The sequence below is a fragment of the Spelaeicoccus albus genome, assembly GCF_013409065.1.
Classification (GTDB): Bacteria; Actinomycetota; Actinomycetes; order Actinomycetales; family Brevibacteriaceae; genus Spelaeicoccus; species Spelaeicoccus albus.
In genome coordinates this window covers 484,166-507,665 of record NZ_JACBZP010000001.1, presented here as the reverse complement: position 1 = coordinate 507,665, position 23,500 = coordinate 484,166, and the positions used below count along the sequence as shown (strand labels likewise).

Below are 23,500 nucleotides of genomic sequence, written 5' to 3'. Positions count from 1 at the left end.
ATAGTGAAGGTATGGCCGCCGAGGACCCGCTGCTGCAGCCGTTCCATATCCGCGACGTGAAGCTGCGCAATCGCATCGTCAGCACATCGCACGAGCCCGCGTACGCCGAAAACGGAATGCCCACCGACAGGTATCGCCGTTATCACGTGGAAAAGGCACGCGGCGGCGTCGGGTTGACGATGATCGGCGGCTCGGCAATCGTCTCGCGCGATAGCCCGCCGGCATTTGGGAATCTCGAACTGTATCGGGATGAGATAGTTCCCTGGCTGCGGCTCTTGGCCGACGACGTGCACGCCGAGGGCGCGGCAGTGATGTGCCAGGTGACTCATCTGGGCCGTCGCACAAGCAATTTCATCGGAGACTGGCTGCCGCTGGTGTATTCGTCCGGCGAACGCGAATCCGCGCACCGGTCGGTGCCCAAGATCGCCGAACCGTGGGACCTCGATCGGATAGTCGGCGACTTCACCGCGGCCGCCGAACGGTGCAAGGATGCCGGACTCGACGGCATCGAACTCGAGGCCTACGGCCACTTGCTCGACGGATTCCTGTCGCCGGCCACCAACCACCGCGATGACGAATACGGCGGTTCCCCGGACCGCCGGGCCTCGTTCCCGTCCCGAGTGATCCGGGCGATCCGCCGCGCGGTCGGGCCGGAATTCGTGGTCGGCATCCGCATGTCCTTCGACGAAGACCGCCCGGGAGGGCTCACCGAAACCGATGCCGTCGCCGCGGCCCGCCGGTACATCGATTACGGCATCGACTTCATCAGCACCGTCAAGGGCACCATCGGCAGCGACGCCACGCTTGCCCGGGCCATCCCGTCCATGGGCACGCCGTCCGCCCCTTTCCTCGACTTCACGGCCGGTATCAAGCGCCGGCTCGACGTGCCCGTCATGCATGCCGCACGGATCGCGGACGTTGCCACTGCCCGGTACGCCGTCCGCGAGGGCCTTCTCGACCTCGTCGGTATGACGCGCGCGCAGATCGCCGATCCGCACCTGGTGGAAAAGATCGCGACGGGCCGGGAGGACCGGATCCGGCCGTGCGTCGGCGCCAGCTACTGCCTCGACTCGATCTACCAGGCCGGCGCTGCCAAATGCATCCATAATCCCGCGACCGGGCGCGAGGCGGATCTTCCGCACGAGCTGACGCCGGACGCCGGCCGGCCCGTGCGTGCCGTCATCATCGGGGCGGGCCCCGCCGGATTGGAGGCGGCGCGAGTACTGGCCGGCCGCGGGCACGGCGTCACGCTGTTCGAAGCCGCCGACAAGCCCGGCGGCCAGGTGCGCCTCGCCGCGCACAACGAACGGCGGCGCGACTTGCTCGGCATCATCGATTGGCGAGTGTCCGAAGCGCAGCTGGCCGGTGCCGATCTCCGCTTCGGGGTGCTGCCCGAACGAGGCGACGTGTTGGCCGAGTACCCGGACGTCGTCATCGTGGCGACCGGCGGCATTCCCGACTTGTCGTTCCTTCCGGGGGCCGAACTCGCCTACGATACGTGGGACGTGCTCTCCGGAGCTGTCCGCCCGCGCGGCGACGTGCTGATCTTTGACGACGACGGCGGCTATCCGGGGCTGGACGCCGCCGAGGTCCTGGCCCGGGCGGGTGCCCGCGTGCATTTCGTGACTCCCGAACGGATGGTCGGCCCGGACGTCGGCGGCATGAACTCCCCGGCGTACCTTGCCGCATTCGCCGAACACGATGTCACGGTGACGCTTGCGCGCCGGCTGCGCTCGCTGCGGCGCGGCGCCGATGGGCGTCTTCTGGCCGAACTCGCCAGCGACTATTCGAGCGGAACCCTCACCATCGACACCGACGCCGTCATCGTCGAGCACGGCACGGTGCCGGCGGCCGACCCGTACTTCGACCTGTTGGCCGGATCGACGAACTTGGGCGAGGTCGATCAGGCGGCCCTGCTGGACGGCCGCCCGCAGACCGTGCACACCAACCCGGACGGCCGATATCAGCTGTTCCGCATCGGCGACGCCGTGACGGGACGCAACATTCACGCAGCAGTGCTCGACGCGCTTCGACTTTCGATCACAGTCACATCCGAACCCGAGAAAGCGAGACAACCATGACCACGTTCGCGCCGCCGGCAGGGCCGGTCACCGGCGCCCTGCCCTTGCCGGTCCGCCGACGGCCCGGGTTCAGCTTGGAGGGCCCGTTTTACACAAGCGCGGAGATCTTTGCCGAAGACATCGACCGGGTCTTCTCCTCGCAGTGGATCTTCGCCGGCACCGAGGCCGAAATACCGAGGACCGGCGACTACCTGACAGTGACCTTCGGCCATCAATCCGTGATAGTCATCCGCGACGGGGACGACGTTCGCGCCATGCACAACGTCTGCCGGCACCGCGGTACCCGGCTGCTCGACGAGACATGCGGAACCGTCGGCAATATTGTGTGCGGATATCACAAGTGGACGTATCGCACCAACGGGGAACTGATGTTCGCGCCGGCCCAGCCGCCGAACTTCGACAAGACGTGTTTCGCCCTGCGGTCCGTACACGTGCGCTCCCTCGATGGGCTGATCTTCATCTGCCTGGCTGCCGATCCGCCTGCCGATATCGACACCGTCGCCGGACTTGTCAGCCCGTATCTGGCACCGCACGGGCTGAAGAACGCCAAGGTCGCGGCCCGGTCCGAGATCGTCGAACACGGCAACTGGAAACTCGTGATGGAGAACAACCGGGAGTGCTATCACTGCGATAACCACCCGGAACTGATCTGCACGTTCTTTCCGACCTACGGGTACGAGCCCGACGAGATCCCGCCGAACCTGCTCCCGGCCTACGACAGATTTCTGGCGGCCGAGAACGATCTGCACGCCAAGTGCGATGCGGCAGGCCTGCCGTACGAAGCAATTGAAGAGCTCGACGGGCGCGACGTCGGATTCCGAATACAGCGTGAATCGTTGGACGGCGCCGGCGAATCGTTCAGCGCCGACGGGTCGGCAGTGTGCCGGCGGTCGCTGGGCGGCTTCACCGATAAAAGGCTGGGCCGGCTGTCGATGCACGTGCAGCCGAATTTCTGGTCGCACGTGCTCAGTGATCACGCGGTCGTCTTCAGCGTGCTGCCGCTGACCGTGTCCACGACCGTGGTCCGCACCACCTGGCTCGTCGACGCAGAGGCCGAAGAAGGCATCGATTACGACCTCGACGAACTCACCACCGTATGGAACCACACCAATGAGCAGGACGGCGAGATAGTCGCCAGGGCACAGCTGGGGGTCTCCAGCCCGGCCTATGAACCCGGGCCGTACGCGCCCAGCGAATACCAGGTCGAGAAGTTCTGTAGCTGGTACATCGATGCCATGAATGCGGGCGAGCCCCGGCCGGAGCCCGCCGGGCGATCGACGGGAGAGTCCGGATGACCACGCTGACCGGCCCCATCGGCCTGGCCGGCCCGCTTGGTGCCGAAACGGCGAGCCCGCCGGAGCCGGGCGCCGTCCGGCGGCTGACGTGCACCGGCATCGAGCAGGTCGCCCGGGCGGTGAAGACCTTCCGCTTCGCGCCGTGCGACGGATATGACTTCGACTACGAGGCCGGCCAATACGTTACGGTGCTGGCCCGCATCGACGGCCGCGATATCGGCAGGTGCTTCACGCTCAGTTCGACTCCGAGCCGGCCCGGTCTCGCGCTGACCGTGAAACGCAAGCCGGCCGGCGCGGTCTCGACGTGGCTGCACGACCGGATGCGCGTTGGCGACGAGATCGACGTGGTCGGCCCGGTCGGGTATTTCACTCTCGCATCGGACTCCGCGGCTTCCTACGCGTTCATTGCGGCAGGCAGCGGCATTACGCCGGTCATGTCCATGGCACGCCGGCTGATCGATGCCGGCAAGGGAGCGGACATCGCCTTCGTCTACAGCGCTGCGACTCCGGATGACGTCATCTTCGACGCCGAGCTCGATGCCATGGCGGCCTCCGGCGCGCACGTGCGCACCATCCTCACGCGCCGCGCCGCACCCGGCGGGCCGGCTCCGGCGCGGTTGAACGCCGGGCGGCTTTTGGCGCTGGTACCCGATCTTGCCGTGCGTGAGATCTTCGTGTGCGGGCCGGAGGGATTTCGAAGCATGGCAGTCGACGCGGCGTCCGCCGCCGGCGCCGACTCCGGCCGGGTGCACACGGAGAGTTTCGTGATCGGCGGCGACGCGGACGCGGCGCCGGGCGGAATCAGCGACCCGGGCGGCGTGTCGGCGGCCTCGTCGGCAACCGCGACTTTCACAGTGACCTTCCAGCGCCGCGGGCGGGTGATCGACTGCCCCGCGGACTCGACGGTGCTGGAAGCAGCCGGAAAAGCCGGGCTCTCGCTGCCGTCGTCCTGCACGGAGGGGATCTGCGGCACGTGCAAGTCCACGTTGACCGGCGGCGCCGTCGACATGCACCACCAGGGCGGTATCACGCCGGCGGAGATCGATGCCGGACGGTTCCTGCCGTGCTGCTCGAAGCCGACCGACGATCTGGTGGTCGACGCCTGAACGGCCCGGCCGGTGCGGCGCATAAGATGAAGGACATGCCTGATATCGCCACGCCCGCAGACGCCCGCGCCGCACTCATCCGACAGATCACCGATAAGGCCCTCATCCGCGAGCATTTGACGCTCAGCTCGGGGCTCGAGGTTGATTATTACCTCGATCTGCGCCGTATCGCACTGTCCGCCGCGGGCGCCCCGCTGGTCGGTGCCGTCATGCTGGACCTGCTCGACGATGCCGGCCTCGGCGACGTGGACGCCGTCGGCGGACTCACAATGGGTGCCGATCCGGTCGGGACGGCAGTCTTGCACCAGTCGGCTGCCCGCGGCCGAGGCATCGACTCGTTCGTGGTGCGCAAACAAGCAAAGGCGCACGGGCTGTCCCGCCGCGTGGAGGGCCCGGACGTCGCAGGACGCCGAGTAGTCGCCGTCGAAGACACGTCGACGACCGGAGGATCGGTGCTGACCGCCGTCGAAGCACTTCGCGAAGCCGGCGCCGACGTAGCGGCTGTCGCGGTGGTCGTCGACAGGGATACCGGCGCCAAGGAGAAGGTCGAAGCTGCGGGACTGCGCTATTTGGCGGCGTTGTCGTTGGCCGACCTCGGCTTGGCCTGAGCCGGCCGACTCGACCCTAGGAGTCCTCGGGAACGTCCGGTGCGGCGGTCCCGGGCGAGTTCGACGAGGCGGTCTCGGGTGAGTTCTTGCCGCGGTGTCGCACGTACTCGATGATGATGGGGATCACCGACACGAACACCATGGCGACGAGGATGAGCTCGATGTTGTTGTGCACGAACGGGATCTGCCCCAAGAAGAACCCGATCACCGTCACGCCGGATCCCCAGCTGATGGCGCCGATCACGTCAAAGCCCACGAAGACCCGGTAGCGCAGGGCCGAGGTGCCGGCCACGACCGCGGCGAACGTGCGGATGATCGGTACGAACCGGGCGATCACAATGGTGCGCCCGCCGTACTTGGCGAAGAAATCGTCGGTCTTTTCCAGATATTTCGGCTTCAAGATGCGCGCGTCCGGATTATTGAACAGACGTCGTCCGGCCTTGGATCCGATGAAGAACGCGAGCTGATCTCCGGCGAATGCGCAGGCCGAGACGGTCAGGCAAAGCAGCCAGAGCGGTTCGTGGATCTGGCCGGTCGCCACCAGCAGGCCGCCGACGAACAGCAGCGAATCACCCGGCAGGAACGGGAACAGCAGGCCGGTTTCGATGAAGATGACAATGCAGATGACCAGCACCAGGATTTCGGGCGGGAACCAGCCCAGCAAGGTATCGGCGCTGAGGAAGCCCAGCCAGTGCGGAGCCCAGTCGGGAAGGGCGCCCAAGTATGCCAAATGGCCGGAGATCATCACCCGACTAGACTACGGGAGCGGCTGTCCGCGGGCTATGAGAGACGGCTCAGCGAAAACCAAGACTCTTCGGATATTAGTGGTACCGGTATCGGATTAGGTAGCGTTGACCGGGACTAGCCGCCTGTCGTCCGCAGGCGCGCCGCACAACTTCCAATGCACAGCTAAGGAATAACCATGCTTGAGGTGAAGGGCATCACCAGGTCATTTGGTGACCTGCAGGTGCTATCCGACGTCGGTTTCGACGTTCCCGCCGGGACGCTGACCGGGATCGTTGGCGGGCGCGACGCCGGTAAGACGACTTTGTTGCGGATTCTTGCCGGGCTGTTGGACGCGGACGACGGGTCCGTGCTGCTCGACGGCGAAGCGCTGGACGGCGTCGACCTGCAACGGGTCGGGTACCTGCCGCAGCAGCGCGGTCTCTACCCGTCGATGCGGGTGGCCCAGCAGTTGGTGTACATCGGCCGACTGCACGGCTTCAGTCTGGGCGCAGCCGAGCGCAATACCCACACGCTGCTGGAAAAACTCGGCATCGCGGACTTCGCCGACTTAAGGCTCGATTCGCTCGGCCTCGGCGACCGGCAGCGCGTGCAGATTGCCGCCACATTGGTGCACGATCCCGACGTGATCATGCTGGACGCCCCGTTCGAGGGGCTGGACACCGGCGCCGTGGACGACATCATCGAGGTACTTGGCGGACACGCCGAATCCGGGGTGCCGATCGTGCTGACGACTACTGAACTCGGCGTTGTGGAAGGCGTGACGGACAACCTCGTCATTCTGCAGGACGGCGAAGTGCAAGCCGAAGCCGCCACCAATGAACTCCTTGTGCCGACCGGCCGCTTCGAGATCGAGGCCTCGGCCGGGCTCGACTGGCTGGGGAACGTCTCCGGCGTCACCGTCGACGAGCTCGACGGCAACTACGCACGGTTCAGCGTCGCCGACGAGGCCGACCGCGCCGACGTCAGTCAGCGGGTGCTGCAAAAGGCGCTCGGGCTCGGAACCGTCACCCATTTCAGCGCCGAAGCGCCCACCATCGATGAGCTTGCGAGGACCACAGCAGTATGAGCAACCGAAAGTCACGCGCGGCCCAGGAAAAGGCGGCCAAGGAAAAGGAAGCCCAGGAAAAGGAAGCCCGGGAAAAGGCGGCCGAGGAGGAAGCTCCGGAGGCCGAAGACCGAGAGGGCGAGGCCAACGAGGCTGAAGCCAAAGAGGCCGAAGGCGACCTGAGCCGCGAAGAACAGCAAAAGCTTGTCAGCACTCGGCGGGCCAAGAAGTCGGCACCGCTCGACCCGGCGGCGCTCGGCGATATCGAAGCCGCCGATGACGACGAGGACGGCGAGGACGGCGGGGATGTCGACGAGCTGCCCGAAGAGCTGCGGGACGACGAGTCCGATGAGCTGCCGCCGTCCGGCCTTGTCACCGACCGGATGCCGCCGACGTCCGGCGGCACCCTGTGGCTGGTGGCCCACCGCGAAATGACTGCGACGTTGCGCAGCAAGGCATTCCTCATCTCGACACTCGTGATGGTGCTTGCCGTGCTTGGCGCAGTGATCGGCGGGCACCTCTACTCGTCGAAGGGGTCGGACATGCCGACCGTTGCGATGGTCGGCGTCACGGCCAAGCAAGTGCCGCAAGCCGAGCAACAGCTCAGCATGCACATCAAGCCGGCCAAGACCAAGGACGCCGCGAAGTCCATGGTTCTCGACGGTTCCGTCGACGCTGCAATCGATTCCGATAAGCAAACGGGCAAGCCGATCATCATCGCCAAGAGCGATAAGCCCACTGCCGTCAGCGACGCGATCGACAAGGTGCTCTCACAGAGCGGCTCTCCCGAGGTGAAGTATCTGCAGCCGAAGGACCACAGCAACACGCTGATCAATTCGCTCGGCATCGGACTGGCCGGCGCGCTGCTGGTCATCGTGCTGGTCCTCGGGGTCGCCATTGCGCAAACTGTTGTCGACGAACGACGGAACCGCGCCAACGAAGTGCTGCTGTCGGTCGTGAAGGCGAAGTCGCTGATGTCCGGCAAGGTCGTCGGCAGAGGCGTGCTCGGCCTGGCTCAAGCCGTCCTGCTCAGCGCGATAGTCTTGCTTGCCCTGTCAATCATCGGGCCGACGTCGCTGGCGGTGTCGACCTCGATCACGCTGGGGTGGGCCATGCTGCTCTTTGCGGGCGGGCTTGCCCTGTTTGCAGGACTGTTCGCTGCGGCTGCAGCGGCGCGCACGCATCTGCGACGCGTCATCTGGCTCACCGTCATGGTGTTGGCCCTCGTGCTGCCGCTGATCGCTGCGGTGATCTATCAGCACAACGACATGGTCATGAAATGGCTGTCGTACCTGCCGTTGTCCTCGCCGGTCGTCATGCCGGTGCGCATCTTCACGGGCGGCCTCGAATGGTGGGCTCCGTTGGCTGCCGTGGGCGGCATGATCGTCGGGGTCTGGATCGTCTTGGCCGTTTGCGGATCCATTTACAAACGCGCAACCCACAGGTCGCTCAGCGGCGCGAGCCGATAGTGGCCAAAGCGCCGTCCGGCCCGGAGCCGGAGGTACCGGCGGACGACGCCGGGCAGCCGGAATCGCCGACGCACGGCGTCGGGCCGTGGACGGGGCGGCGGCCCGACGGCGATCAGTGGGACGACGAGCTGCTTGCCGCCGGCGACCGGCGCAACGTCGTCGACAAATACCGGTACTGGCGTCACGACGCGATTGTCGCCGACCTGGACACGACGCGGCACGAACTGCATATCGCCGTTGAGAACTGGCAGCACGATCTGAACATCGGGTCGGTCGTACGGACGGCGAACGCGTTCAACGTGGCAGCCGTACACATCGTCGGACGACGCCGCTGGAACCGCCGCGGCGCCATGGTCACCGACAAGTACCAGCACATCCTCCATCACCCGACCTTTGCCGAGCTGACCGGCTGGGCTGCAGACAACGGCGTGCCGCTGATAGGGATCGACAACTTTCCCGATTCGGTGCCCTTGGAAACCTACGACCTTCCGCGCCGGTGCATGCTGGTATTCGGGCAGGAAGGCCCCGGATTGTCCGAGGATGCGCACCGAGCGTGCGATGCGGTCTTGTCGATTGAACAGTTCGGCTCGACCCGGTCGATCAACGCGTCGGCTGCCGCCGCGATCGCCATGCATGCCTGGGTGCGTCGTCACATCTTCGACCAGCCGGTCCGGCCGCTAAGTGCCGACAGCTAAGTTATGTGCATGACTGAATCCACGCATGCCCACACCGGTACGACCATCGGCCTCGACATCGGTGGGACGAAGACGCACGCCGTCCTGATCGAAAGCGACGTCATCGTCCGTGAAGCTGTCGCGGGAAGCGCCAACACGCAATCCGTCACGCGGTCGGAGGCCGAAGCGAACCTGCGCGAAGCGTATGCCGAACTCGGCAGCCCGGACGTCAATCTGGTGTGTGCCGGGTCCGCCGGCGTCGACACGGACGCCGATCAACAGCGCCTGATCGATCTGATCCGGCCCAGCATGCGAGCCGACGACGCGGTGGTCGTGCACGATACGCATCTGATCCTTGCCGCGGCAGGTCTCGACGCCGGCATCGGCGTCGTCTGGGGGACCGGCACCGCGGCATGGGGGATGGACGCCGGCGGACGCGAAGCGCGCTCGGGCGGCTGGGGTTACCTTCTCGGCGACGAAGGCAGCGGGTATTGGGTGGTCATTCAGGCCGTCCGACATGCGCTGCGCCGAATGGACGCCGGCGACGAGCCCGATGAGATGACTGCCGAGCTGCTGCGTGCGTGCGGGCTCACCGACCCGGGCGAATTGATCCACCTTGCCTATTCGGACGCCGATCGGCGTTTTTGGGCCGGCAAGGCTCCGCTCGTGTTCCGGGCGGCGTCCGGCGGCAATGCTGCGGCGCGGTCGATAGTCGAAGCAGGCATTGACGGGGTCGCCGGCATGATCGCAAGCGTGTCCGGCAATTTGGCGATGCCCGGCCCCGTCGTCCTGGTCGGCGGCGTGGCCACGCACCAGCCGGAGGCAGTCGACGGGCTGCGGGAGCGGTTGGGAGCGGCGGCCGATGTCCGCGTGCTGGATGTCGACCCGGTCATCGGCACCATCCGGTTGGCCGCCGCCCACCGCAACTCGGCCCTTTAACCAAAACGCGGCGGCCGGCTACGCGGTGCGGGTGACCTTGAGCGGCCACACGATGACCAGCCCGATGAGCAGTACCACGCCGACGCCGACGGCCCCGGCGCGTTGAAAGCCGAAGATGCCGATCGCCGTCGAGAACGCCAGCGGGCCCATGAAGCTCACTGCCCGTCCGGTGGTTGCGTACAGGCCGAAGTTCTCGCCTTCGTGGCCGGGCGCCGTGAGCCGGGCCAGCAGTGAACGCGACGATGCCTGGACCGGGCCGACGAAGAACGACAAGAACAACGCCATCACCCAGAACACCGCCGACGAACCGCTCGCCACTATCGGAATGATCCCGAGGACCAGGCAGCACAGGGAGACAACTATGACAAGTTTGGGCCCGAGCCGGTCATCCAGCGGTCCGGCGATCCACGCGCCGACTCCGGCCACGACATTGGCGGCGATCCCCAGCACGATGATCGTGGATGAGCCGAACCCGTAGCTGCCGGCGGCCAACACGCCGGCGAACGAGAAGATCGCGGCCAAGCCGTCGCGAAATATCGCACTGGCCACGAAGAAGTGCAGCGTGCGCCGGTCATGACGCCACAGCCGTGCAATCCGCAAGACGACGCGCTTGTAGTCGGCGAAGAACGCAATGATCGAGCCAAGCGGTCCACGCGGTTTGGCCTCGACGTCGCCGGGCCGGGCCGGAAGCGTCGGGACGAACAGCATGACCGGGATGGCAAAGACGAAGAACCAGCACGCCGCGGCAAGCGCGACGGCGCGATAACGCAGCCCGCCGGCGTCCCCGACGCCGAACAACCCGGTTCCCGGCAAGATGAACGCCACGAGCATGAGCGCCAGCAGCACCAGGCCGCCGACGTACCCCATGCCCCAGCCGAAACCCGAGATCTTTCCGACGTTCGTGCGGGAGGACACGCGCACCAGCAAGCTGTTGTAGCTGACGCCGGCGAATTCGAAGAACACGCTGCCGACGGACAACAACACGAGGCCGAGCAACAGATATGACGGCGAATCACGGACGAAGAACATACCGGCCATGCAGGCGATCACGATGGCGGTGTGCAGCCCGAGCCAGAACTTGTGCCGTCCTCGCTCGTCGGCGCGCGTACCGGCCGCCGGAGCCACGATGGCGATGATCGCGCCGGCGATCGACAGTGCATAGCCGAGGTACTGCGAACCCGTCGTCGCATTCTCGGCAACGCCCTTCGTCAGGTACGGCGCGAACACGAACGTGACGATGACGGCGTTGAACGCCGCCGACCCCCAATCCCACAGCGCCCAGGACATGACGGCCCGGCGCCGGACCGGCGACGCGTCGTCCCCGGCCCGGGCATCGGTGGGAGGCGTTATTGAACTCATTGCCGGTCAGCGTATCGCCTCACGAGCACGGCGGGGTGGCAACCGCACCGGGCGGCATGGAAAGATCATAGGAAGACGCGTGTTTTTACCAGGCTCGCGCCGTCGCAGATGAAAGCCGCGCTTTGCGAGTGCTCATAGCCAACGATTGGGAGTTGACATGCCTTTAGCTAGCCCCGAGGTCTACACCGAGCTCATCGACCGTGCCAAAACGCACGGATTCGCGTATCCGGCAATCAACGTGACGTCGTCACAAACCGTCAACGCGGCAATTCGCGGATTTGCCGAGGCCGAATCCGATGGCATCATTCAGGTCTCCACCGGCGGTAGCGAGTACTTCTCGGGCCCGACCGTCAAGGACCGCGTGCGCGGCGCCGTCGCATTTGCCAAATTCGCCGAAGAAGTGGCAAAGAGCTACGACGTCAACATCGTGCTGCACACCGACCACGCGCCCAAGGACGCCGTCGAGCACTGGGTGCGTCCGCTGTTGCAGATCTCCACCGAGCGCGTGGCCCGCGGCGAGCATCCGCTGTTCGGATCGCACATGTGGGACGGCTCCGCAGTGCCGATCGACGAGAACCTGGTCCTTGCCGAGGAACTGCTCGAGCTCTCCGGCAGAGCGCAAACCATTCTCGAGATCGAGGTCGGCGTCGTCGGCGGCGAGGAGGACGGCGTCGCGAACGAGATCAACGACAAGCTGTACACCACCGTCGAGGACGGACTGGCCACGGCGCGAGCGCTCGGCACCGGCGAAAAGGGTCGTTATTTGACGGCGTTGACGTTCGGCAACGTGCACGGTGTGTACAAGCCCGGCAACGTCAAACTGCGTCCGGAGATCTTGAAGGAGATTCAGGACGCCGTCGGCCGGGAGGTCGGCAAGGAGCGGCCGTTCGATCTCGTCTTCCATGGCGGCTCCGGGTCGAGCGAGCAGGAGATTCGAGACGCCGTCAGCTACGGCGTCGTGAAGATGAACGTCGACACGGACACGCAGTACGCGTTCACCAGGCCGGTCGCCGACTACATGCTGAAGAACTACGACGGCGTGTTGAAGGTCGACGGCGAGGTCGGCAACAAGAAGGTTTACGACCCTCGTGCTTGGGGCAAGATCGCGGAGCAGGGGCTGTCCGAGCGCGTCGCCGTGGCGGCTTCGAACCTCGGATCGGCGGGCATGCGGTTGAAGTAGCGCCCCGTCCACCATGCCGGGCCGGTACCGCACGCTGCGGTACCGGCCCGGCATGTTTGCGATGTCGATTCGCTAACGATTTGATTTGCGATACGCGATACCGACCGTTCGGTCACAAACGGCGCTCACGGCCTGTATTGTAGAGAGCACTCAAAGAGCGTTGTGTCGTGATTCACATCGCTCGCTCCTTAGTGGAAAAGCTTGATGAAAGGCCCACTCGCATGTTCAAACCGAAATGGCAGGCTGCTGTCGCTGTCGCGGGAGTGACCGCACTGGCGCTATCCGGCTGCTCTTCGTCGACCACCGAGTCGTCGTCCAAAGGCGGATCTCTGACGGTCGGAACCACTGACAAGATCGTGTCGCTCGACCCTGCCGGCTCGTACGACAACGGCTCGTTGTTCGTGATGAGCCAGGTGTACCCGTTCCTGATGAACAGCAAGCCCGGCTCCGCGACTCCCGAGCCGGATATCGCCACCAGCGCCAAGTTCACCAACCCGACAACTTTCACGGTGAAGTTGAAGAAGGGGCTGAAATTCGCCAATGGCGACAAACTGACGTCGTCCGACGTGAAGTTCAGCTTTGACCGTCAGGTGAGTATTGCCGATCCGAACGGCCCGTCGTCGTTGCTCGGCAACCTCAAGAGCACCGAGGCTCCCAATCCGACGACGGTGAAGTTCCATCTGAAAACGAAGAACGACCAGACCTGGCCGGGCGTGCTGACGTCGGCCGCGGGCCCGATCGTCGACGAGCAGGTGCTGTCGAAGACGAAGGTCACGTCGGACGACAAGATCGTCGCGAAGAAGGCGTTCGCCGGGCCGTACCAGATCGCCAGCTACAAGAAGAACAATCTTGTCTCGTACAAGAAGTTCGACGGCTACAAGGGCATCCTCGGTACGCCGAAGACGGCCACCGTCAACATGAAGTACTACAGCGATCCGACGAACATGAAGCTGGATGTGGACAAGGGCAGCATTGACGTCGCCTACCGCACGCTCGGGCCGACGGACATCGAATCGCTGTCGAAGAAGAAGAACCTGAAGATCCACAAGGGCCCCGGCGGCGAGCTGCGGTACATCGTGTTCGACTACAACACGATGCCGTTCGGCGCGAAGTCGGACAACCCGGACCCGAAGAAGGCTCTCGCCGTGCGAAAGGCCATGGCCGACAGCGTCGACCGCGCCAAGATCGCCAAGCAGGTGTACAAAGGCACCTACTCTCCTGTTTACTCGGCTGTGCCCAGCGGGTTCCTGGGGTCGGCCGAGCCGATGAAATCGATGTACGGCGACGGCAATGGCGGTCCGGATGCGGCAAAGGCCAAGAAGACTCTCAAGGACGCCGGAATCAAGACACCGGTGAAGCTACACATCCAGTACAACAGCGACCACTACGGCGCCTCGTCCAGCGACGAGTACGCAATGGTCAAGTCCCAGCTCGAATCGACCGGCCTGTTCAAGGTGAACTTGCAGTCGACCGAATGGGACACGTACCAGAAGGACCGCGTCAAGGACGTGTACCCGATGTATCAGCTCGGCTGGTACCCGGACTTCTCGGATGCGGACAACTACCTGACGCCGTTCTTCTTGAACGACAAGCCCGGTCAGGCCTTCCTGCAGAACCACTACCGGTCGACGAAGATGAATAAGCTCATTCATGCCGAGTCGTCGGAGCCGAACAAGGCCAAGCGCAAGAAGGACATCGTCGCGGCGCAGAAGCTCGTTGCCGAGCAGTTGCCGATCCTTCCGCTGCTGCAAGGCGCGCAGGTCGCCGTCGCCAACAAGGACGTCACCGGGGTCACCCTCGATGCGTCATTCAAGTTCCGCCTCGGAACAATGAAGAAGTAACATCCGCGACCTGTGAGGGCGGCCCGGTCTTAAGAGCCCGGCCGCCCTCACTCGCGTAGCACTCAACGGCGAGAAAGTAACCAATGTCAACACCGCTCAACCAAGTCGACGATCCGATCAAGGATCCGCCGACCAAGGGTAAGAAATCCGGGATCGGCCTGGGCCAGTACATCCTGATCCGTGCCTTGCTGATCATTCCGACGCTGCTGATCCTTGTCACGCTGGTCTTCTTCCTCATGCGCGTGATCGGCGATCCGATCACCGCCTCGATGGGCGGGCGCCTGACGCCGGCCCAGCTGCACGAACGGATCCACGCGGCCGGCTACGATCGGCCGATCCTGGTGCAGTACTTCGAATACATGGGCCAATTGCTCCAAGGCAACTTCGGCACGACCATCTCCGATAACCAAAAAGTCACAACGGTTTTGACGACTTACGGATCGGCGACCCTCGAGCTCGTCATCTACTCCGTCATCGTGGCACTGATCGTCGGCATTCCGCTGGGCATGCTGGCGGCCTATTGCCGCGATCGGTGGCCGGACGCCGTCCTGCGCATTGCGGCGATCCTCTTCTACGCCACGCCGGTCTTTTTCGCCGGGCTGCTGCTCAAGCTGATCTTTTCGATCTGGCTCGGGTGGCTGCCGGTCTCCGGCAGAGCAAATACGCAGGATCAGCTGATCTTGCAAGGGGTGCAACATCCGACGCGCATCTACCTCATCGACGCGTTGCGCATCGGCGATTGGTCTGCCGTCGGCGATGTGCTGCAGCACGCCATCCTGCCGGCCATCGCGCTCGGTTTCCTCACGGCGGGCGTTTTCCTGCGGTTGGTGCGGACCAATCTGATCGGCACGCTCGGTCAGGACTTCGTCGAATCGGGCCGCTCACGCGGCGTCGGTGAATTCCGGCTTGTCACCAGGCATGCATTCCGCCCGGCGCTCGGGCCGATCATCACGGTGATGGGCATGCAGATCGCCATGATGCTCGGCGGCGCCATCCTCACCGAGACCACGTTCGGCTGGGAGGGGCTCGGCTACATGATCTCGCAGTATTTGAAGGCGAGGGACTTCGTCGCGGTGCAAGGCATTGTGGTGATACTGGCGGTGATCGTCGCCGTCACGAACTTCATCGTCGACGTGATCGCCGCGCTGATCGACCCGAGAGTGAGGTACTGATCATGGCTATCGACGTGTCGTCGAATCCGCGCCGGACATCATGGGTGAAGAGTCTGCCGATCATTTCGCATCTCGGCAAGAGCGTCGGGCTGCAGCGCGGCATGCTCATTGCCGGGCTCGCCATGTCGGGACTGGTGCTCATTTGCGCGATCTTCGCGCCGCTCATCGCCCCGTACGGCTACTCGCAGACTCAGAACTCGGCGGGGCACTCGTTCGGCGCGCAGCAGGCGCCGTCCGCAGCACATCCGTGGGGCACCACCGTCGGCGGATACGACGTGCTCTCCCGCACCATCTGGGGAGCGCAGACCGCTGTCGAAGTGATCATCGTGGCGGTGATCTTGTCCCTGTTCATCGGCGTGGCACTCGGTCTGCTGTCGGGGTACATTGGCGGCTGGCTCGATCGCATCCTTGTCGTGATTGCGGACGCCGTGTACGCGTTCCCGTCGCTGCTGCTGGCCATTGTGATGGCCATCGTCATCTCGCAAGGGCGTTCCAGTCAGTGGGGCGGCATCTTTGCGGCGGCGATCTCCATCACCGTGGTCTTCGTTCCGCAATACTTCCGCGTGATCCGCGCCGAAACCGTGCGGCTCAAGAGCGAGGCCTTCGTGGACGCCGCCAAGGTGATCGGCTCGTCGAACGTTCGCGTCATGTTCCGGCACATCTACCGGAACGCGACGCGCACCCTGCCGCTCATCTTCACCTTGAACTCGTCGGAAGCCATTCTGACGCTTGCCGGCCTCGGATTCCTCGGGTTCGGCATCGAGCCGACGTCGGCATCCGAATGGGGCTACGACCTGAACCGGGCGCTGTCGGACATCTCCAGCGGGATCTGGTGGACGGGCATTTACCCGGGCCTGGCAATTGTGCTGACGGTGCTGGGCGTCACGCTCGTCGGCGAAAGCATGAACGATTTGAACGATCCGCGCTTGCGCGGCCGGCGCCGGGCCAAGAGCGGCAGCGGCAAGGTCGAGAAGACGTCGGTCGGGGAGAAGGAAGCATGAGCGCTCACAGCGTCGGGGCCGGACGGGTGCTCGACATCCAGAATCTCGAAGTCACATTCGCGACGGACGCCGGGCCGGTCAAAGCCGTCGACGACGTGTCGCTGGACGTGAAGTCCGGCGAGGTGCTGGCCATCGTGGGAGAGTCCGGATCGGGCAAGACCGTCACGGCGCGCACGATCCTCGGTCTCCTGGCGGAGACCGCCACCAGCAGCGGCGCCGTCATCCTCGGCAAGGACAATGTGGTCACGGTGCCGAAGCGCCGGTTACGGGAAATGCGCGGCAAGGACGTGTCGATGGTGTTTCAGGAACCATCGACGGCGCTCAACCCGGTGTTCCCGGTCGGTTGGCAGATCGCCGAAGGCCTCAAAGCGCATAATCCGAAGCTCAGCAAGAAGGAACTGCGACGGCGTGCCGTCGATGCGCTGGAAAAGGTCGGCGTTCCGGACGCCGTGCACCGCGTCGACTACTATCCGCATCAGTTCTCGGGTGGGCAAAAACAGCGCATCGTGATTGCCATGGCGCTGGCGCTCGGCGCGGGGTTGATTGTTGCGGACGAGCCGACGACGGCGCTCGACGTCACGGTGCAGGCGGAAATCCTGGAATTGCTTCGCGATTTGCGTGACAACTTCGGCACGGCGATCGTACTGATCACGCACAATATGGGAGTCGTTGCCGATCTTGCCGATCGGGTTGCCGTGATGTATCAGGGCAAACTCGTTGAAGAGGCGCCGGCGCGCGAGTTGTTTGCCGACCCGCACGAGGATTACACGAAGTCGCTGCTGGCCGCCGTCCCGCATTTGGGGCGCAATTCGGCGTCCGCGGCACTGTCGGCGGACGCACTCGCGGCGCAACTCGAGGCGCCGGTCGTGGTCGAGGCAAAGGATATCTCGATCGTGTACCCGGGCCGGCTGGGGCAAAAGGCGTTCCAGGCCGTCACGGATGTCTCGCTGACCATTCATGAAGGTGAAGTACTCGGTTTGGTGGGCGAATCCGGATCGGGCAAGACCACTATCGGCCGGGCCATCGCCGGGTTGAACCGGATCGCCTCGGGCTCGCTGACGGTGTTCGGGCACGAAATGCTCGGGTATTCCGAGCGCGCGTTCAAGCCGTTGCGTGAGCAGATCGGATTCGTCTTTCAAGACCCGGCGTCCTCGTTCAACCCGCATCTGACGATCGCCGAATGCGTGGCCGAACCCCTTGCCGTCCACCGGTCGTCACAGGGCGAGGTAGCCAACCGCAAACGCGTCGAGAGCCTGCTCGAAGCTGTGCAATTGCCGCGCAATTACGCCGACAGGTATCCGCACGAGCTCTCCGGCGGGCAACGTCAGCGCGCCAGCTTGGCCCGGGCGCTCGCGCTCGACCCGAAGTTGCTGGTGGCCGACGAGCCGACCAGCGCGCTCGACGTGTCGGTGCAAGCGAAAGTGCTTGAACTGTTCAAGGACCTGCAGTCCGAATTCGGGTTCGCCTGCTTGTTCATCAGTCACGATCTGGCGGTCGTCGACATGCTTGCCCACCGTATCGGGGTTCTCTTCCACGGGGAACTGCTGGAACACGGGATCGGCAACGACGTGCTCAGCAATCCGCAGAACGATTACACTCGACGACTCATCGCCTCACTTCCGGTGCCCGATCCGGACCAGCAAGCACTGCGCCGGACCGAGCACCTCAAACTGTTGAAAGGGTAGCGCCACCGGCCCGCCCTGCCTGCCTCAGTAAAACGCGCCGCCCCGTGCAAAACGCGCCGTGGCGTATAGCCCGCCCCGTCATGACTTCGCGTTCTATACGTCACGGCGCGTTTTGCGGGCGCTGGCGCGGCTGAGCTATACGGCTAAGCGCGTTTTGCGGAGGCGGGCTGCCTGTTGGAAGGCGCCGATGATGAGCCGGCGGAACCGCTCGGGGTGTTTCAAGTCCTCGGTCGTCCAGCGAACCACTATGTATCCGGCGGCGCGCAGCCGGTCTTCACGCCGCTTTTCTTCGAACAAGACCTCTTCGGGCGGCCGCTGGGCCGGGTTGCTTCTGCCGTATTTGAATCTTCCGTCGTATTTGCCCACGATGCCGAACTTCTCCCACAGAAAGTCAACGCGTCCGATGAAGCCGGCTTCGTCGTAGATTTCCTGCTGGAGCGTCGGTGCCGGTACTCCGAGTCGGTGGAGCCGCAGCCGGCTTGCCGATTCGCCGGGCGATTCCGAGGCGCCGTCCAGCAGCGAAGTCGCGAACCGTGCCATGGCGATGTTCTTCATCCCGCGCATTGTCGCCAGGATCTCGTCAATAGCCCCGGCGGTGGTCATTCCGGTGCGCAGCACCGCATCACCGGCGGCTACGGTATTGACGATGGGACCGTACCGGGCCGAATCGCACACGCTTCGGGCAGCTGTCGCGGCCACGTACGGCCCGACCGGTCCGCAGGTGGCGATGGCCGTCTGGTCGCTGGGTATGCGCCCGAGATTCTTCACGCGGCCGCTCTTGGGCCCGTGCGAATGATCACGGCCGATGCAGATATCGTCGATGCTCGCCCACACGGGCAAGCCGTCAAGCACCAAGGCGGATAGCCCCGTGAGTACGCAGGGCGACTCCTCGTGACGGGTCTGGAGGTAGCCGAGAACACGGCAGCGGTACATATCTTGGAAGTACGGCACCGACGCGGCCAGTGCGTAGATTCCGACGTCGACGTGAACGAGAACGCCGGAAGCCAAGAGCCTGCGGATATCCGGTGGCTGCATCCCTTCGGCAAGTAGATCGCTGCGCAGAACGACTCCTGCAGTGCGCTGCGAGCACGACCGGACTATTTCAATGCTATCCATGTCGCAACCATGCGGCGTTCCGGGCGCCGGTGGTAACCCGGAGGCGGCGAATGTGGATAACTCGTTGACCGGCGGCCGTTGTGCCGTCAAGTACTGCCCACCGCAAAACGCCCCGCCGCGTATAGACCGCGAAGTCATGACGGCGCGGGCTATACGCCGCGGGGCGTTTTGCGTAGGGAGGGGCGCAGGGCGGGGTGAGTCAGCCGGCGATCCGGACGTCCGGGATCCGTGAGCGGAGGAGGTCCAGTGCGTCGGTGGGTAGCTGCGAATCGGTGATGAGGATGTCGACGTCGTCAAGCGCTGCAATCGAGCTCATGCCGACGGTTCCCCATTTCGTGTGATCGGCAAGGACCACAACGGTGTGGGCTGCGGCAGCAAACGCGCGGTTCGTCTCGGACTCCATGAGATTGGGTGTCGTGAATCCGGCCGCTTCGTCGATTCCGTGCACGCCCAGGAACAACACGTCCAGGTGCAGCTGCTTGAGCGACGAGACAGCCATTGGTCCGACAAGCGCGTCGGACGGCGTGCGCTCGCCGCCGGTCAAAATCACCGACGAATCCACTGATTGCTTCTTGCCGGCCCGGTCGTAGAACTCGTCGGCCACCCGGATCGAGTTGGTCACAACCGTGAGCGAGGCCATGTCGCGCAGCTGCCTGGCCAACGTCCACGTCGTCGTCCCGGCGCTCACGCCTATTGCCAGGCCGGGGGACACCAGCTCGATCGCGGCACGGGCAATTGCTTGCTTCTCGGTTTCCTGCCGTGTCGACTTCATCTCGAAGCCCGGCTCGTCGCTGCTGAGCCTGCCGGGCACTTTGGCGCCGCCGTGTACGCGTTCGAGCAAACCGCCTTCGACCAGTGCGTCGATATCCCGGCGGACGGTCATATCGGACACGCGGAGCAGCGCAGCGAGATCACGCACTCGGGAGATGCCGTCGTGGCGGATGCGATCGACGATCTGTGCCTGTCGTTCGGCAGCAAGCATGCGCAGCAGCCCCCTCAGCCCTTCGTCGATCCGAGCGTCAAGCCGGCGACGAATTGTCGTTGCAACACAAGATAGATCACGAGCGTCGGGATGACTGTGATCATGGCGCCGGCAGCGATCAAATTGTAATTGCTGACGAACTCGCCCTTCAGATTGTTGATGGCCGTCGTGATCGGCAGACGGCTGCCGGTCTGCATGAGCAGGAGCGCCCAAAAGAAGTCGTTGTACACCCAGATCACTTCAAGCGTTGCCAGGGCGGCCAGCGCCGGCCGGCACAGCGGCATGATGATTGCCCAGTATTGCCGCCACACGCTCGCGCCGTCCATCAGCGCGGCCTCGCCCAGGTCGGAGGGCAACGCCTTCATGTAGTTGCTGAGCACGAATGTGCAAAAACCGACCTGGAACGCCACGTTGATGATGATGACGCCGTAATACGTGTCGAGCAGCGAACCGGAATCCGCAAAGCTCAACGGGAGCACCAGGTGCTTGTACATCTGATAGATCGGCGTGGCCAGAATCTGCGGAGGGAGCAGGTTGCCGGCCGTGAACAACACGAGCACCGTGATATTGAAGCGCCAACTGAACCGAGAGACGGCAAATGCCACGAACGAGGCCAAGAGGATGGCGAAGAAGACCGCCGGGATCGTGATCATTGCCGAGTTCAGCAAGTACTTCTCGAACCCGCTCTTCCAGGCGACTTCGAAATTGCTGAAGGTGATACCGCCGCCAAAGCTCCAGTATCCGTGCGCATCGGTGACCGATTTGGGCCGAAGCGACGTATACAGCGTCCACACGAACGGCACCAGCCACAACACCGCCATCACGGTGAGGAAGAGGTAGGTTCCGCCGTTCCGGCTCGGGGTAGCCGGCTTGGTACCGGAAACAGTCTTCCGGGACTCGGCAATCGCTGTGCTCATGACTCGGCGTCCTTCCGGAAGGTCTTGACCAGGTAGAAGACGATCGGCACCAGCGACACAATCAGCAGGACGACGGCGATCGCCGAACCGACGCCCAAGTCCTGCCCTTCACCGAGCAGGTTTTGCACGACCAACGCACTGAGCAGTTCAAGGCCGTTGGTGCCGCCGTTGATGATGTACACCAGGTCGAAGGCGCGAAGCGCTTCGATGATGGTGATGACTATGACTATCGTGTTGATCGGCTTCATGGCCGGGAAGACGACCTGTCGGAATGTTTGCCAAAAGCTCGCACCGTCCAGCGCCGCCGCTTCCTTGAGAGTCGGGTCGATTCCCTTGAGCCCGGCCAAGTACAAAATCATCACGTACCCGGCGTGACGCCAGGTTTGGGCAATCAACGCCGCCCACAGGTTGATGGACTTGTCGCCGAAGAAGTTGATGGCGTGATGCGTGCCGTTGATGCCCAGTGCACTGTTGATCAGACCGTTGTCGCCGCTGTAGATCAACTGCCAAATGATGCCGATGAGAGCGAGCGAGAGCATGACCGGCAGAAAGAAGATGCTTTGGTAGATGCGCGAAAAACGGATCTTTTTGTCGAGCAGGACGGCGAACAGGATGCCGAGCGGCGTGGCGATCGCCCCGAGGAAGACCAGCCAGATCACGTTGTGCACCACTGCCGGCCAGAACGGCGGGTAATCGGTGAAGACGTAATCGTAGTTCGCCCAGCCGGCGCTTTCGATTGTGGACAGGTCGCCGAGCCCGTTCCAGCGAGTGAACGACAGGCCGACCGACAAAATCGTCGGGAACCAGATCAGCACCGCCTCAAGAGCGAGCGGCCCGACGACCATCAGGGTCAAGACGACCTTGTCGGTCGTGGAGAACCGCTTGACCTTATGCGCCGGCTTCGAAGCGGTCCCGCGTCGGGTGGGGCGCCGGTCTTTCACCGGCGCCCCCGACCGGGAGGCACTCATCGAGTTACTTTCCGTACTTCTGCTTGGCCTGGGCTTCGACCGACTTCATGTCGAACGTTCCCGAGCCGACGAACTTCTGCAGCGCCGGTTCCATCACGTCGGCCGCGAACGCCGGCAGACTGTCGCGATCGAGGAACTGCGAGAGCTGCTTGGCGTCGGCGATGAATTTCGCGGACTTCTTCTGCAGCGGCGTGTACTTCGCCGTGTCCGCGTCCTTGGCCGTCGCCACGTCGGCGTGATTGGACCCGAGGTACGTCTGCTGGGCCGCCCCGCTGCCCAGGTATTGCAAGAACTTCTTGGCGACGTCGTCGCCCTTGCCGGCTTTCGACAGCATGAAGCCGTCGATCGGCGCTTCGACCGCGTCCTGTCCGTACTTCTCGTTGATCGTCGGGAATGCGAAGAAGTCGAGATCCTTGGCGGCATCGCCGGTGATCTGCGCGCCGATCTGGTCCAGGCCGATGACGTACATCCCCGACGTCTTCTTGCCGATGGTCGATGCGGCGTCCTGCCACAGCCGGCCAAGACTGCCGTGCTGGTGATAGGGCAGGATCTCCTTCCAATGGTCGAACACGTCGGCGACCTTCTTCTGGTTCCAGGATTCCTCGTGGGCCATTAGCTTTTCGTGGAAGTCGTAGCCGTTGATGCGCAGGTTGAGGTAGTCGAACGTGCCGCACGCGGGCCACAGATCCTTGTCGCCGAATGCGATCGGCGTGATGCCGTCCTTCTTCATGGTCTTGCACAGTTTGACGAATTCGTCCCAGGTGGCAGGGATCTCGTAGCCGCGCTGCTTGAACAAAGCCTTGTTGTAAAACACCGCCCACGGGTAGGTCACCCACGGCACCAAATACTTTTTCCCGTCCTCCGCGGTCGACGCCTTGGCGATGGACGAGCTGAAATTGTCGCCGATCTTGTCCCACACGTCGTCGACGGGGCGGGTCAGCCCGGACTTGGCGTAGGTCTTCATCCGGATCCCCGAGAACCAGGTGAACACGGGGTTGGGATGCCCTTGGAGGTAGTTGTTGATGTTGTTCTGAAAGTCGTTGTGGCCGACGGTGTTGATCTTGACCTTGTCGCTGCCCTTCTTCTCGAAGGCGTCGACGACGGCACGGAAGGCCTTTTTCGGCACGGGATCGGAATAGTTCGACCCGACGCTGGTGCTCGTCGACGACGAGGACGACGTGTCGGCGCCGGTACACGAGGCCAGGAGAGGGGCGGCCGCGATGCCCGCTGAGCCGAGCCCCAAGGACTTGAGCAGTGTGCGGCGCGAGGGGGTGGTGTCGGTCGAAGTCATTGTCACTCCTTTGTGCATGCGGGC

The 23,500-nt window shown here is 64.1% G+C and carries 20 protein-coding genes; 13 read left to right on the top strand and 7 right to left on the bottom strand.

Annotated elements, in window-relative coordinates; all coding sequences use genetic code 11:
• Positions 1-11 precede the first annotated feature (11 nt).
• Genes BJY26_RS02435 through pyrE form a run of 4 tightly spaced genes read left to right on the top strand, consistent with a single transcriptional unit; the run spans position 12 to position 5,090 of the window.
• Entirely contained in the window at positions 12-2,081 is a 2,070-nt protein-coding gene (locus BJY26_RS02435; RefSeq protein WP_179425353.1) for an NADH:flavin oxidoreductase, read from the top strand.
• Complete coding sequence (locus tag BJY26_RS02430) at positions 2,078-3,376, top strand: aromatic ring-hydroxylating oxygenase subunit alpha (RefSeq protein ID WP_179425351.1); 1,299 nt, start codon at positions 2,078-2,080, stop codon at positions 3,374-3,376. Before BJY26_RS02435 ends, BJY26_RS02430 begins: the two co-directional genes overlap by 4 nt.
• Complete coding sequence (locus BJY26_RS02425) at positions 3,373-4,482, top strand: flavin reductase family protein (protein WP_179425349.1); 1,110 nt, start codon at positions 3,373-3,375, stop codon at positions 4,480-4,482. Before BJY26_RS02430 ends, BJY26_RS02425 begins: the two co-directional genes overlap by 4 nt.
• Before the next feature lie 35 nt (positions 4,483-4,517).
• The gene (pyrE, locus tag BJY26_RS02420; RefSeq protein ID WP_179425347.1) at positions 4,518-5,090 is read left to right on the top strand and encodes an orotate phosphoribosyltransferase; all 573 of its coding nucleotides are present in this window, start codon (positions 4,518-4,520) and stop codon (positions 5,088-5,090) included.
• A gap of 16 nt (positions 5,091-5,106) precedes the next feature.
• Here pyrE and BJY26_RS02415 read toward each other — a convergent pair whose 3' ends face one another.
• On the bottom strand, positions 5,107-5,835 hold the full coding sequence (locus BJY26_RS02415) for a DedA family protein (protein ID WP_179429729.1): 729 nt from the start codon (positions 5,833-5,835) through the stop codon (positions 5,107-5,109).
• 177 nt (positions 5,836-6,012) lie between these two features.
• Here BJY26_RS02415 and BJY26_RS02410 point away from each other — a divergent pair, with 177 nt between their 5' ends.
• From BJY26_RS02410 to BJY26_RS02400, 4 genes are read left to right on the top strand one after another with little or no spacing between them, the layout of a single operon-like run.
• Complete coding sequence (locus BJY26_RS02410; RefSeq protein ID WP_179425345.1) at positions 6,013-6,903, top strand: ABC transporter ATP-binding protein; 891 nt, start codon at positions 6,013-6,015, stop codon at positions 6,901-6,903.
• Entirely contained in the window at positions 6,900-8,351 is a 1,452-nt protein-coding gene (locus tag BJY26_RS18925) for an ABC transporter permease (protein ID WP_237248819.1), read from the top strand. The genes BJY26_RS02410 and BJY26_RS18925 overlap by 4 nt, the downstream gene beginning before the upstream one ends.
• Positions 8,351-9,046 (top strand): TrmH family RNA methyltransferase, encoded by a 696-nt coding sequence (locus BJY26_RS02405; protein ID WP_237248820.1) that lies wholly within the window; start codon positions 8,351-8,353, stop codon positions 9,044-9,046. Before BJY26_RS18925 ends, BJY26_RS02405 begins: the two co-directional genes overlap by 1 nt.
• Positions 9,047-9,055: 9 nt before the next feature.
• A complete protein-coding gene (locus BJY26_RS02400) occupies positions 9,056-9,964 on the top strand; it encodes an N-acetylglucosamine kinase (RefSeq protein ID WP_179425341.1) in 909 nt (302 codons plus the stop codon).
• A gap of 18 nt (positions 9,965-9,982) precedes the next feature.
• Here the strand turns inward: BJY26_RS02400 and BJY26_RS02395 are convergent, their stop codons facing one another.
• The gene (locus BJY26_RS02395) at positions 9,983-11,323 is read right to left on the bottom strand and encodes an MFS transporter (RefSeq protein WP_179425339.1); all 1,341 of its coding nucleotides are present in this window, start codon (positions 11,321-11,323) and stop codon (positions 9,983-9,985) included.
• Between the two features lie 157 nt (positions 11,324-11,480).
• Between BJY26_RS02395 and fbaA the strand changes: the two genes are divergently transcribed.
• The 5 genes from fbaA to BJY26_RS02370 all read left to right on the top strand — a co-directional run bounded on the left by fbaA (position 11,481) and on the right by BJY26_RS02370 (position 18,202).
• Positions 11,481-12,503: a class II fructose-bisphosphate aldolase gene (gene fbaA, locus BJY26_RS02390; protein WP_179425337.1), complete on the top strand. Its 1,023-nt coding sequence runs from the start codon at positions 11,481-11,483 to the stop codon at positions 12,501-12,503.
• A gap of 221 nt (positions 12,504-12,724) precedes the next feature.
• Positions 12,725-14,344: an ABC transporter substrate-binding protein gene (locus tag BJY26_RS02385; protein ID WP_179425335.1), complete on the top strand. Its 1,620-nt coding sequence runs from the start codon at positions 12,725-12,727 to the stop codon at positions 14,342-14,344.
• A gap of 83 nt (positions 14,345-14,427) precedes the next feature.
• Positions 14,428-15,516 carry an ABC transporter permease gene (locus tag BJY26_RS02380; RefSeq protein ID WP_179425333.1) on the top strand — a complete coding sequence of 363 codons (1,089 nt, stop codon included), beginning with the start codon at positions 14,428-14,430 and terminating at the stop codon, positions 15,514-15,516.
• Positions 15,517-15,518: 2 nt separating this feature from the next.
• Complete coding sequence (locus BJY26_RS02375) at positions 15,519-16,517, top strand: ABC transporter permease (protein WP_179425331.1); 999 nt, start codon at positions 15,519-15,521, stop codon at positions 16,515-16,517.
• Positions 16,514-18,202: a dipeptide ABC transporter ATP-binding protein gene (locus BJY26_RS02370; protein ID WP_179425329.1), complete on the top strand. Its 1,689-nt coding sequence runs from the start codon at positions 16,514-16,516 to the stop codon at positions 18,200-18,202. Before BJY26_RS02375 ends, BJY26_RS02370 begins: the two co-directional genes overlap by 4 nt.
• Before the next feature lie 135 nt (positions 18,203-18,337).
• On the opposite strand, the gene BJY26_RS02365 is transcribed toward BJY26_RS02370, so the two are convergent.
• The 5 genes from BJY26_RS02365 to BJY26_RS02345 all read right to left on the bottom strand — a co-directional run bounded on the left by BJY26_RS02365 (position 18,338) and on the right by BJY26_RS02345 (position 23,476).
• Complete coding sequence (locus BJY26_RS02365; protein ID WP_179425327.1) at positions 18,338-19,318, bottom strand: type IV toxin-antitoxin system AbiEi family antitoxin domain-containing protein; 981 nt, start codon at positions 19,316-19,318, stop codon at positions 18,338-18,340.
• 199 nt (positions 19,319-19,517) lie between these two features.
• On the bottom strand, positions 19,518-20,300 hold the full coding sequence (locus BJY26_RS02360; RefSeq protein ID WP_179425325.1) for a DeoR/GlpR family DNA-binding transcription regulator: 783 nt from the start codon (positions 20,298-20,300) through the stop codon (positions 19,518-19,520).
• Positions 20,301-20,314: 14 nt separating this feature from the next.
• Positions 20,315-21,217 (bottom strand): carbohydrate ABC transporter permease, encoded by a 903-nt coding sequence (locus tag BJY26_RS02355; protein WP_179425323.1) that lies wholly within the window; start codon positions 21,215-21,217, stop codon positions 20,315-20,317.
• Positions 21,214-22,185 carry a carbohydrate ABC transporter permease gene (locus tag BJY26_RS02350; protein WP_179425322.1) on the bottom strand — a complete coding sequence of 324 codons (972 nt, stop codon included), beginning with the start codon at positions 22,183-22,185 and terminating at the stop codon, positions 21,214-21,216. The genes BJY26_RS02355 and BJY26_RS02350 overlap by 4 nt, the downstream gene beginning before the upstream one ends.
• Before the next feature lie 4 nt (positions 22,186-22,189).
• Entirely contained in the window at positions 22,190-23,476 is a 1,287-nt protein-coding gene (locus tag BJY26_RS02345) for an ABC transporter substrate-binding protein (RefSeq protein WP_237248821.1), read from the bottom strand.
• Between the last annotated feature and the right edge of the window lie 24 nt (positions 23,477-23,500).